This is a genomic window from Vibrio sp. YT-17 (assembly GCF_033337375.1).
Taxonomy (GTDB): Bacteria; Pseudomonadota; Gammaproteobacteria; order Enterobacterales; family Vibrionaceae; genus Vibrio; species Vibrio alginolyticus.
Genome location: NZ_JAWOQP010000034.1, coordinates 26,118 through 38,262, shown reverse-complemented (window position 1 = coordinate 38,262; position 12,145 = coordinate 26,118). Strand labels below are relative to the sequence as shown.

The 12,145-nt window shown below is 46.1% G+C and carries 10 protein-coding genes, 1 tRNA gene and 1 riboswitch; of the genes, 9 read left to right on the top strand and 2 right to left on the bottom strand.

Translation table 11 applies throughout. From position 1 onward, the window contains the following. The first annotated feature begins 134 nt into the window (after positions 1-134). The 9 genes from R7F67_RS22220 (at position 135) to thiH (ending at position 8,996) form a co-directional block, all read left to right on the top strand. Positions 135-211 (top strand) — tRNA-Trp (locus R7F67_RS22220). 244 nt (positions 212-455) lie between these two features. Then, on the top strand, positions 456-1,838 hold the full coding sequence (locus tag R7F67_RS22215) for a multicopper oxidase family protein (RefSeq protein WP_258475681.1): 1,383 nt from the start codon (positions 456-458) through the stop codon (positions 1,836-1,838). Between the two features lie 123 nt (positions 1,839-1,961). After that, on the top strand, positions 1,962-2,345 hold the full coding sequence (gene crcB / locus R7F67_RS22210) for a fluoride efflux transporter CrcB (RefSeq protein ID WP_005378811.1): 384 nt from the start codon (positions 1,962-1,964) through the stop codon (positions 2,343-2,345). A gap of 60 nt (positions 2,346-2,405) precedes the next feature. Continuing rightward, positions 2,406-2,504: riboswitch (TPP riboswitch) on the top strand. A 163-nt stretch (positions 2,505-2,667) separates the two neighbouring features. Further along, positions 2,668-4,608 (top strand): phosphomethylpyrimidine synthase ThiC, encoded by a 1,941-nt coding sequence (gene thiC / locus R7F67_RS22205; RefSeq protein WP_085570137.1) that lies wholly within the window; start codon positions 2,668-2,670, stop codon positions 4,606-4,608. Next, positions 4,608-6,023, top strand: a complete 1,416-nt coding sequence (locus R7F67_RS22200; protein ID WP_005378807.1) for a thiamine phosphate synthase — start codon at positions 4,608-4,610, stop codon at positions 6,021-6,023. The genes thiC and R7F67_RS22200 overlap by 1 nt, the downstream gene beginning before the upstream one ends. Then, the gene (locus R7F67_RS22195) at positions 6,010-6,783 is read left to right on the top strand and encodes a HesA/MoeB/ThiF family protein (RefSeq protein ID WP_005378806.1); all 774 of its coding nucleotides are present in this window, start codon (positions 6,010-6,012) and stop codon (positions 6,781-6,783) included. Before R7F67_RS22200 ends, R7F67_RS22195 begins: the two co-directional genes overlap by 14 nt. 38 nt (positions 6,784-6,821) lie before the next feature. After that, positions 6,822-7,076 carry a sulfur carrier protein ThiS gene (thiS, locus tag R7F67_RS22190; protein ID WP_005378804.1) on the top strand — a complete coding sequence of 85 codons (255 nt, stop codon included), beginning with the start codon at positions 6,822-6,824 and terminating at the stop codon, positions 7,074-7,076. 5 nt (positions 7,077-7,081) lie between these two features. Continuing rightward, on the top strand, positions 7,082-7,849 hold the full coding sequence (locus tag R7F67_RS22185; RefSeq protein ID WP_005378802.1) for a thiazole synthase: 768 nt from the start codon (positions 7,082-7,084) through the stop codon (positions 7,847-7,849). Between the two features lie 34 nt (positions 7,850-7,883). Then, positions 7,884-8,996 carry a 2-iminoacetate synthase ThiH gene (thiH, locus tag R7F67_RS22180; protein ID WP_005378800.1) on the top strand — a complete coding sequence of 371 codons (1,113 nt, stop codon included), beginning with the start codon at positions 7,884-7,886 and terminating at the stop codon, positions 8,994-8,996. 114 nt (positions 8,997-9,110) lie between these two features. On the opposite strand, the gene R7F67_RS22175 is transcribed toward thiH, so the two are convergent. Both R7F67_RS22175 and R7F67_RS22170 read right to left on the bottom strand, forming a co-directional pair. Further along, positions 9,111-10,901, bottom strand: coding sequence for an aminopeptidase P family protein (locus R7F67_RS22175; RefSeq protein ID WP_005378798.1), 1,791 nt, complete (start codon positions 10,899-10,901; stop codon positions 9,111-9,113). Between the two features lie 203 nt (positions 10,902-11,104). Further along, positions 11,105-12,046, bottom strand: a complete 942-nt coding sequence (locus tag R7F67_RS22170) for a LysR family transcriptional regulator (protein WP_005378791.1) — start codon at positions 12,044-12,046, stop codon at positions 11,105-11,107. Between the last annotated feature and the right edge of the window lie 99 nt (positions 12,047-12,145).

The window sequence follows — 12,145 nt, the reverse complement described above, 5'->3', positions numbered from 1 at the left end:
TGGTAGTTCAGTTGGTTAGAATACCGGCCTGTCACGCCGGGGGTCGCGGGTTCGAGTCCCGTCCACTCCGCCACTTAATATCGACAACCTCGCTTATGCGAGGTTTTGTCAAATCTAGAATATGAAAATTCTATAGGGGTGTAGCTCCAATTGGCAGAGCAGCGGATTCCAAATCCGCGTGTTGGGAGTTCGAATCTCTCCACCCCTGCCATATATCAGGCTCTGACTTAGGTCAGGGCCTTTTTTGTATCTGGTTTCTTCTCATTATTACAGCTTATTTCTACTCTTATCCCGTAAGTATGGCTTTCTGCTGTACTTTGGCAGCATTTAATCTACTGAACGAACGAAACTACAGTTAGCTGTAATGATCAGTGGCCCGAAATTTTAATAATAAAGGGGAATCACTATTTATATTTAGTTACACTCAACCGATCTGGATTAATGAGTAACTATGTATGGATATATCTCGTCGACGCTTTCTTCAATCATCCTTAGCAATCTCCGCGCTTACCGTTCTACCTGCATGTTCTCTATCTAGGAGCACTAATAAGCAGAGGCAATATATATACGATATCACTGCAGAGCCTTCTACTGCAGAATTTATCCCTGGGTTTAACACAGACGTACTCGCATTTAATGGTTCGATTCCAGCGCCTACGATTCGTTGTCGCCAAGGCGAGAAAGTTATAATTAGGTTTACTAACAAGCTTTCAGAGCCGACTACAATCCACTGGCATGGCTTGCGAATCCCTATTGAAATGGATGGTGTACCTTTCTTAAGCCAGCCGCCTATCATGCCGGGTGAAACATTCGTTTATGAATTTACACCGCCAGATGCAGGCACGTTTTGGTATCACCCCCACATGAATAGCGTTAAGCAACTTGGTATGGGCTTAGTTGGGCTAATTATCGTTGAAGAGGCTGAGCCTGTTCTATTTGATGAAGAACAGGAAATAGTTCTAAAGCATTGGCATTTAGACAAACAAGGTCAGTGGAAGAACCTTATGGTACCGCGCTTGAGCGCTCGTATGGGGACTCCCGGAGAGTGGAGTAGCGTCAATGGTGTGCATGAACCTGTTTATACGCTGAAGCAGAATGCTACCACGCGATTAAGAATTGCTAACGTCGATAACACCATTACTTACCCGATCGCTATTGAAGGTGCAGAGGCTTGGGTTATTGCTATTGATGGTAACCCTGTTAAAACGCCTTATAAGCTCACTCAGCATAAAATTGGTCCAGGAATGAGGTTAGATGTCGGATTGATTGCTCCGAAGGCTGGAACACGTGTTTATGTGCGTCAAATGAAAGGACGCTTCCCATTCCCTTTGTGCGAGTTTGACGTTGTTGAGTCTGACTTGCCGAGCAACCAGAAACTGCCTTTATTACCTCTCAACCCTGTGCCAGCTCTCGATTTGAAAAATGCAGAGCAAATCGATTATGTGTTTGAGTGGGAGGGGGCGATCACTCCTGCTGATAAATCGGGCAAAGCGATACCTAAGTTCTGGCTGATGAACAAACGGGCTTGGGAGGGAATGAGCAAAGATAATATTCCAGCGCCGCTTTCAACATTGGAGATGGGAAAAACCTATATCTTCAACCTAAAGAACGTCACCCAATATCATCACCCTATTCATCTTCATGGACACACATTTACGGTTCTTGAGTTAGATGGAAAAAAACTCGACGAACCGTTTCATACCGATACGGTCTTACTTGGAAAAAACGGCAGTGCGAAAGCGGCATTTGTTGCAGATAACCCAGGGCGTTGGATGTACCATTGTCATGTAATTGAACATATGAAGACGGGTTTGATGGGGTACATTGAAGTAAAGTGACTCCTGTAACTTTTAAAATCTTGATAAGTTTTAAGCGCTATACTTTGCTGAATTCTAAGATTGTATAATCACTATTGCCGTAAATTTGATTACAATGTCGCCATTAACTTTTCTGGGGGAATTATGGGACAACTATCCGTTTTGGGTTTTATTGCATTGGGTGGTGCATTTGGTGCATGTTCTCGTTACTTAATTTCTGAACTTTGTGTCATTTTATTGGGGCGTGGTTTTCCATATGGTACGTTAACCGTTAACGTTGTTGGCTCATTTATGATGGGCTTATTGATAGCAGCTTTCGATAATGAACTTTTGGCAACGGAACCTTGGCGACAAGTGATTGGCTTGGGTTTTTTAGGCGCACTAACGACGTTTTCCACCTTCTCGATGGATAATGTTTTGCTTATGCAGCAGGGCGCTTTCTTTAAGATGGGGTTGAACGTATTGTTGAATGTCGTGTTAAGTATTTCAGCGGCGTGGATTGGCTTTCAATTATTGATGCGCAGCTAGCAAAGTAGTTAAAAATTGAACAGGTCGGCTTGGTTTCACCAAGCCGTTTTTATATACTGACATCACTTGTCGGAGTGCCATAAGGCTGAGACCGTTAATTCGGGATCCGTTGAACCTGATCAGATTAGAATCTGCGAAGGGAACAAGAGAAGATATTCACACCGGAGTTCTTTCTGGTTGACCTATCAAAAGTCGAATGTTGTTACAGGCAAATATCGTAAGCTTTAACTAGCCTTAATTTGACTCCTCTTGTCGCATCTATCCGCCAAGCATTTTTATCCAATTACTTTTTATCTAGTATAACAAAGCAAGGAAAAATGCTATGTCGAGTCGCAAACAAGCGAGACTGGAAGCAAAACAGTTCATTGATACACTCTCGGTACAACCGTACCCCAATTCAAGCAAAGTCTACGTAGAAGGCTCACGTCCAGATATTCGTGTGCCAATGCGTGAAATATCACTCGCTGATAGCCTTATTGGAGGCACAAAAGAAGCGCCTATTTTCGAGCCTAATGAGCCAGTACGCGTTTACGATACCTCGGGTGTATACACAGATCCAGAGCACACCATAGACCTCTATAGCGGCTTACCTAAGCTGAGAGAAGGGTGGATTGAAGAGCGTGCCGATACTGAGCTACTTGATGAAGTAAGCTCGGTGTACACCAAAGAACGCTTAGAAGACGAAACACTAGACGATCTTCGTTACGGCAATCTACCACGTATTCGACGTGCCAAAGATGGCCATTGTGTGACCCAATTGCACTATGCTCGCAAAGGTATTATTACCCCAGAAATGGAATATATCGCGCTGCGTGAAAACATGGGGCGTGCCAAGTATCGCGATGAAGTGCTGAATCAACAGCATCCGGGTCAAAGCTTCGGAGCTAACCTACCAAAAGATATTACCGCCGAATTCGTGCGTAAAGAAGTCGCCGAAGGTCGCGCTATTATCCCTTCCAATATTAACCACCCAGAATCCGAACCAATGATCATTGGACGTAACTTTTTGGTCAAAGTGAACGCCAACATCGGTAACTCATCGGTCACTTCTTCGATTGAAGAAGAAGTAGAGAAACTAGTTTGGGCGACACGTTGGGGTGGAGATACCGTTATGGATCTCTCTACTGGACGTAACATCCACGAAACTCGCGAGTGGATTCTACGTAACAGTCCGGTTCCGATCGGTACCGTACCAATGTATCAAGCGCTTGAGAAAGTGAATGGTGTTGCGGAAAACCTTAACTGGGAAGTGATGCGCGATACCCTGATTGAGCAAGCAGAGCAGGGCGTTGACTACTTTACTATCCATGCCGGTTTACTACTTCGTTATGTGCCAATGACTGCAAAACGCGTTACTGGCATCGTCTCTCGTGGTGGTTCTATCATCGCGAAATGGTGTTTAGCGCATCACCAAGAAAGCTTCTTATATACCCACTTCCGAGAGATCTGTGAAATCTGTGCTAAGTATGATGTGGCACTTTCTCTCGGTGATGGTCTGCGTCCTGGCTCGGTGGCCGATGCTAACGACGAAGCGCAATTTGCAGAGCTTCGTACCCTTGGTGAGTTAACCAAGGTTGCGTGGGAATACGACGTACAAGTAATTATCGAAGGTCCTGGCCATGTTCCAATGCATATGATCAAAGAGAACATGGAAGAGCAGTTAGAGCACTGTCATGAGGCTCCTTTCTATACCCTTGGTCCATTGACGACAGACGTCGCTCCTGGTTACGACCATATTACTTCAGGCATCGGCGCTGCCATGATTGGTTGGTATGGCTGTGCAATGCTTTGCTACGTAACTCCGAAAGAGCACCTCGGTTTACCAAACAAAGAAGACGTGAAAGTAGGCATGATCACTTACAAGCTTGCTGCGCACGCCGCTGATTTAGCGAAGGGACACCCTGGTGCACAAGTTCGTGATAACGCGCTTTCTAAAGCTCGCTTCGAGTTCCGTTGGGAAGACCAATTCAACTTGTCGCTCGACCCAGATACCGCGCGTGCTTTCCATGATGAAACCTTGCCTCAAGAGTCTGGAAAAGTCGCTCACTTCTGTTCGATGTGCGGACCAAAGTTCTGCTCGATGAAGATTTCGCAAGAGGTTCGAGAATATGCGAAAGACACTGAGCAAGTTGCTGCGGACCAAGCTATCTCGATCAAAATGCTGGATGATCCTCTTGAGGGGATGCGTCAGAAATCGCAAGAATTTAGAGAGTCAGGCTCCGAGCTATACCACCCAGCAGCACATGCCGAGGTAAGTGACTAATGAGCAAAATCCTTATTCCGTCATCATTGATTGAACTGACAGGTTTAGTTCAGCAATGTTTGTTGTTGGCGAAAGAACAGGGTTTTAGCATCGAAGACATTGAGTTGGGTGTGAGCCCAACTCAATCTATTCAGCTTGTTCGCGACCAACAGATTACACATATAACGACTGACCTTATTGGTGGACATAACTTTGAGCCTGAGTGTTCATTTACTCTCTATTACCGTTCTGCTTTGTCGGTAGAAGCGTGTGCTAAGCAACCGTCGAAAGCGATTTATATTGGCATTGCTGATACGCAGGTTTCCGATGAAAAGGAGAAAGTGCTTCAGCTTGATATCTGGCGTCACCCAATCAACGACGAAGTGAGAGCGCTTTCCGTTAAGTCCAAATTCAACGCAATGCTCGATCCCGAACATCACCTTGCTTGGATAGTAACGCTGACAGTACTCGATTTTCCTATCGAAGATGCGTTAACACTTGCTCGAGGAATGCTAACTCAACAAGCGAATGTTTCACGTGAAACACTGTTGAATGACAACCTTGATGAGGGACGAACTGCTCAGTGGGCTGACCAATTTGATAATTTCCCCACACCTGTACTGGAGGATAACCGACTAGGTATTCAAGTTGGTTGGTCTGCACAAGGCGAGAGCGTTAGCTTTCCAACTCTAACTAAGCAAAGTCTGGGGCTCTATCCAGTTGTTGATGATGTTGCTTGGATTGAGCATCTACTGCCACTAGGCATCAATACTATTCAACTGCGAATCAAGAATCCACAACAAGCCGATTTAGAACAACAGATCATTCGAGCAATTGAGCTAGGTCGTCAGTATCAAGCACAAGTGTTCATCAATGACTATTGGCAGTTGGCAATCAAGCATGGCGCTTATGGCGTTCACCTAGGACAAGAAGACATAGAAGAATCGAATTTGGCTCAGCTAACTAAAGCCGGCATTCGTCTTGGTCTTTCTACCCATGGTTATTATGAGCTACTACGCATCGTACAAATTCATCCTAGCTACATCGCGCTAGGACATATTTTTCCAACCACCACAAAACAGATGCCATCGAAACCACAAGGCTTGGTGCGCTTGGCTCTGTATCAAAAGCTGATTGATAGCATCCCTTATACAAATACAGAGGCTACTTTCCGTCCTTCAAAATACAAAGCAGTTAGTGACCATGTGCTTGGCTTTCCGACGGTCGCGATTGGTGGTATTGACCAATCTAATGCAGCCCAAGTTTGGCAAACAGGTGTTTCTAGTTTGGCAGTTGTGCGAGCTATTACGTTGGCAGAATCACCTCAGTCCGTCATCGAGTTCTTCGCACAACTGATGAAGGAAAGACAGCGAACGTTTACTGATCAGAATAGTGAATTAGCGGATATCAAGAGAGGCGAGCATGCTCACGGATAAGCAGTTCCTTCGCTATCAGCGCCAAGTCGCTCTGCCTGAAATTGCCGAAATTGGGCAAGAGCGTTTGAACAAATCGCATGTGCTGATCATCGGTTGTGGTGGGTTAGGGAGCGCAGCGAGTTTGTACTTGGCATCCGCGGGCGTTGGTAAATTGGTTGTGGTTGATGACGATGAAGTTGATAGCAGTAACCTACAGCGTCAGATCATTTATCGTGAACAAGACCTCCAAGTTGCGAAAACAGAAGCGACTGTAAAGCAACTTACTGAACTTAATTCTATGGTTCAAATTCGTGCTCTCAATAAGCGATTGGACAAAGCACAGCTGCAGCTTGAGGTGATGCTAGCGGATGTGGTGCTCGACTGCACCGATAACATGCCAACGCGCCAGCTAATTAACCAAGTTTGTTTCGAGCAAAATACACCGCTCATCTCGGCGGCGGCAATTGGTTGGCAAGGCCAATTCGCTGTCTTTGATTACCAAACACCAAGTGAACAAGAAGCGCAGAGTAAAGCCTGTTACCGCTGTTTGTATCCGTTCGACGAATTACCGCAAACGCAAAAGTGCAGTGAGAGCGGTGTCGTCGGTCCGGTGGTGGGTACACTTGGCAACTACCAAGCGATAGCGGCAATTCAAAAACTGGCGACGGGAAAGTTTCATGTCGAGACTGCCAAGTTACACCTGTTCGATGGATTGAAGCTGCAATGGCAAACCATGGCGATAAGTAAAGATAAACAGTGTCAAGTGTGTGCTCAGATTTAGTTTACGAGTAATGGGCAGAATTAAGAGAGTTGGAAGCAATGACGTTATCAGAACAACAAACAACACAAATGACAGCTGCTGACTTAGATGTGATCACTATTGTCATCAATGACCAGTCACATCAAGTTGCCAGTGAGTCAAATCTACAGCAAATCATTAGTCAATTTGCGCTGCCTGAAATGGGCTGTGTTTTTGCAATTAATAACAATGTTGTGCCGCGCAGTGAGTGGGCTAGCACAGTTCTTTCACAGGGAGATAGCATCTCTTTGTTTCAAGCGATCGCAGGGGGTTAACGTCGATGCTTAAAATTGGTGATAAACAATTCGAATCAAGACTGTTCACGGGAACAGGGAAGTTTGCCAACAGCCGATTAATGGCAGAAGCGATTCAAGTATCGGGTTCTCAACTTGCGACCATGGCGTTGAAGCGTGTGGATGTGAACGACCAACAAGACGATATTTTGCTGCCGTTAGTACAAGCGGGGGTGAACTTATTGCCGAACACCTCGGGTGCAAAGAATGCTAAAGATGCTGTGTTTGCTGCACAACTGGCGCGAGAAGCGTTAGGTACAAACTGGCTAAAACTAGAAATTCATCCAGACCCGAAGTACTTGATGCCCGATCCAATTGAGACACTTGCGGCCGCTGAACAACTGGTTCGTGAAGGCTTCATTGTTCTTCCTTACTGTCATGCTGACCCGGTTCTGTGTAAACGATTGGAAGAAGTAGGTTGTGCTGCGGTCATGCCATTAGGTGCACCGATCGGTTCCAACAAAGGGATAGTTTCTCACGATTTCCTAGAGATCATCATCGACCAAGCTAATGTTCCAGTGGTTGTCGATGCGGGTATTGGTGCTCCTTCACATGCCGCGCGTGCAATGGAAATGGGCGCGGATGCCGTGCTTGTTAATACCGCGATTGCGGCTTCGAGCGATCCCGTTACGATGGCGAAGGCATTTAAGTTGGCGGTAGAGTCGGGGCGTATGGCTTATGAAGCCGGACTTGCTGGTAAGGTTTCTCATGCGGTTGCGTCGAGTCCACTGACGTCATTCCTAGATGAGCTTTAGTTCTAGATTGGTTTAGCTATTAAGCGAGGAAAACATGAGCTTCGTTGAACAATTTAAGCAGCTGAATTGGGATGACATTTCAATGTCGATCTACGCGAAAACGGCACAAGATGTCGAGCGAGCATTGAATAAACCCAAGCGTGATTTGGAAGACTTTAAAGCGCTAATTTCACCAGCGGCTGAAGCGTACTTAGAGCAAATGGCGCAGCTGTCATATTCGGCAACTCGTAAGCGCTTTGGTAATACCATGTCGCTTTACATTCCATTATACCTCTCTAACTTGTGTGCCAATGCTTGTACTTATTGTGGCTTCTCGATGGAGAATAGAATCAAGCGTCGTACTTTGAATAGGGACGAAGTGGCTGCAGAAGTTGAAGCCATTAAACGCATGAAGTTTGATAGCGTATTGCTGGTGACTGGCGAACACGAAACCAAAGTGGGGATGAAATACTTTCGCGAAATGGTGCCGATGATTAAGCAACGTTTTAACTATTTGGCGATGGAAGTACAGCCACTAGATCAAGACGAATACGCAGAGCTCAAGACATTGGGTTTAGATGCGGTGATGGTCTATCAAGAAACGTATCATCCTTCGACTTACGTCGAGCACCATTTGCGTGGTAATAAGATGGATTTCGAATACCGATTGGATACACCCGATCGTCTTGCAAAAGCGGGCATCGATAAGATCGGTATTGGCGCATTGATAGGGTTGGAAGAGTGGCGTACCGACTGTTTTTATGTGGCAGCGCACTTGGACTATCTTGAGCGCACGTATTGGCAGACTCGTTACTCGATTTCTTTCCCGCGTTTGCGTCCTTGTGAGGGTGCGCTCCAACCCAAATCAGTCATGACGGATAAGCAGCTTGTGCAGTTGATTTGCGCTTATCGTTTGTTGAATCCAGAAGTTGAGTTGTCACTATCGACTCGTGAATCACCTAAGTTTAGAGATAACGCATTGCCTTTAGGCATTACCAGTATGTCTGCAGCATCGAAAACTCAGCCGGGTGGGTATGCGATGGATGATGTTGAACTCGAGCAGTTTGAGATCAGTGATGAGCGAAGTGCGGGTTCTGTGGAAGATATGATTCGAGCCAAAGGCTTTGACCCAGTATGGCGAGATTGGCACTCGGCGTATTCTGGTTAAGTAGCAAAGAAAGCCACTGGTCATCGTTATGTTTCACGTGAAACATAGGCAAAAGTAGAGGGTTGATGCAAAACATCAACCCTCTACTTTTTTCTAGCTTCTAGCTTCTAGCTTCTAGCTGTGTGCTACAGGTAGCGTTGCTTGACGAAGCCACTCTTTCACATCACCTTCAACTAGCGGGCTGATCTCATCCCATACTTTCTGATGGTAATCATTCAGCCAAGCAAGTTCTGGACGAGTTAGCATATCAACGTTGATGTTGCGCTTGTCGATTGGACAGCGTGTTAGCGACTCAAATGATAGAACAGGGAAGTCACCGTTAGTCGGGGTTTCAACAACAAGCTCTAGGTTTTCAATACGGATACCAAACGCATCTGCACGGTAGTAACCTGGCTCGTTGGATAGCACCATACCTTCTGTTAGAGGCACGTCGATTTGCTTCTTAGAAATGCTCGCCGGACCTTCATGAACACTTAGGAAGTGACCAACACCGTGACCTGTACCGTGATCGTAATCGTAGCCTTCCGCCCATAGGTGCTGACGAGCTAGTGTATCGATTTGGTAACCACGTGTGCCTTTCGGGAAACGTGCACGAGCAACACCGATGTGACCTTTTAGTGCGAGAGTGAATTGTTTAATCATCTCTCGTGAAGGCTGACCGATCGCAATTGTACGCGTGATGTCTGTCGTGCCATCTAGGTACTGACCGCCTGAATCCACTAGGTAAAGTGTGTTCAGTTCTAGCTTGCCAGGTTCAGGTTGGTTTTCGTGGTTGTAGTGACACATCGCCGCGTTGCCACCTGCTGCCGAGATAGTATCGAAGCTAAGATCCATAAGTGTCGGGTCTTCGCTACGGAACGCTTCCAGTTTGTCTGCCATCGTCGCTTCATCATGCAGGTTACCAGCAGCGACTTCAGCATCTAACCAAGACAGGAACTTACTCATCGCTACGCCATCGCGGATATGACATGCTTTCATGCCTGCGATTTCAACTGCGTTCTTTGCTGCTTTTGGCATTAGGCATGGATCAGCTTTACTCACCACAGATGCGCCTGCGTTTTGAAGCACCAGCTTAAACCACGCGTTACTTGTCGCAGGGTCAACCAGTACATTCTTGCCAGTTAGGTTTTCTAGTCGTGCTTGCAATGCTTCTGGGTGATGAACCGTCACGCCGGCACCAACATGAGCGTCAAACTCAGCAGGTAGGCGAGCAGGATCTAGGAAGTATTCCACGCTTGAGTCTGAGTGCAGAATCGCGTGAGAAAGCAGAACTGGTAAACGTGATACATCAAGACCACGAACGTTGAGTAACCAACAGATAGAATCAAGTGCTGTGATCACTGCGCTGTCTGCACCGGCTTTTTTCACGAGCTCTGCGATTTCTTGGCGTTTGCTTTCACTTGACTGACCAACTGCTTCTGTTGCCATTAGGCGAACATCAGAAACCACAGGAGCAGGGCGGTCGTGCCACAGTTCATCAATTGGGTTGCTATCGAGAATCTTAAGCTCAAGTGCGCCAGCAAGTTTTGCTTGTGCCATGTCTAGCCAAGCAGCGTTGTGCATGCGAGGGTCGATTGCCACAGACGCGCCATTTGCAAGATGGTCTTTAATCCAATCTAGTGCAGGCTCTTCAATCAAGTGACGGTATTCGAATAGATCAGCAGGAACCTGCTTTGTTACTTGTACTGTGTAGCGACCATCAACAAAGATAGCGGCTTTGTCTTTGGTGATTACCGCAGCACCAGCAGAACCAGTAAAGCCAGTTAGCCAATGTAAACGCTCGTTGTGCGCTGGTACGTATTCACCCAAGTACTCGTCTTCATGAGGGACAAGTAGGGCATCAATATTATGTTGTGCTAGCCATTCGCGAATTGCATTCACGCGGCTTTGGGTATCGTTGTGCATCTGTGTTATTCCTTCAAATTACCGCTCCTTCATGCTCAGGTGTGGGAGCTGTTTCCATCTGCTTCATGCAGTTTACGATTCCATTGAGGTTCGCAATCACTTCAATAGAGTCGGAGTACAACTAGGCCATAGATGAGCCAAAAAGGACTACGACAGTTAAGCTACTCATTTTAGCCGCTAAGCGCAAATTGAGTGCGGTGTTTTTATCTAAGGTGATCGGTTTTTTGTGTGATCATCGTACGTAGCCAGCCTAATGCAGGGTCGTTTTCTCTATCTCGGTGCCAGAATAAAGTGTAAGCCATAGGTGGGAATTCTAACGGTAGTGGCAGCACGACCAAATCAAGCTGTTTGGCCGCAAGTTGCACAAAATGACTTGGCGCAGTAAAGATAAAGTCGGTGTATGAACATAAACTTGCGGCACTGTTAAAGTCGGGCACAGTGACGGCAATATCGCGGTCGGCGCCAATATCTGCAAGGCGATAATCTAGCAACCAACGGTCGTTGCCATCACAACGCACCTGTACATGGCGTAGGGCGAGATAGGCTTCCAGATTCCAAGGTTGTTTTAGCGCAGGGTGGTTTTTGCGAATAATGCACATTTGGTAATCACGATAAATTTCCAACTCGCAAATGTCATCGGGTGGTTGAAGAGTCAGCTTGGCATCGTTTATATCGATATCTTTTCCAGTTAAGCCTAAATCCAGTTCGCCGCGTTGAAGCATTTTAAATGTATTATCCGACCACGGGTGTGTGCTAATTGTCACGCCAGGTGCTTGTTGAAAAATCGCCGGTAAGAAATGGGGTAGAATGAGAGGGTAGACACTCTCTACCGCTGCTATTTGAAAACGGTATTCACTGCTTTGCGGAGAAAACTCTTCGGGTTGAGTCAGCACTTCTAACTGATTTATCAACAGATCCAGTTTCGGTTTAAGAAACAATGCGCGCGGCGTAGGTGTTAATCCATGTGAGTTTCGAGTGAAAAGAGGGTCATCAAATTGAATGCGCAGTTTAGCCAGTGATTTACTTACGGCGGATTGGCTTAAGCACAATCGGTGGGCCGCACGAGTAACGTTTAACTCTTCAATCAGCACTTTAAAGCAGACCAATAGATTTAAATCGATACGAGCCAGTTTTTCGACGTTCACAGTGAATTTCCTCTGAGGAATAATGCTCATGATTATACATCATTTCCATTCATATCATCAGATGATTAAGCTTTACCCAAAGTTCTTTATCCAATTCGG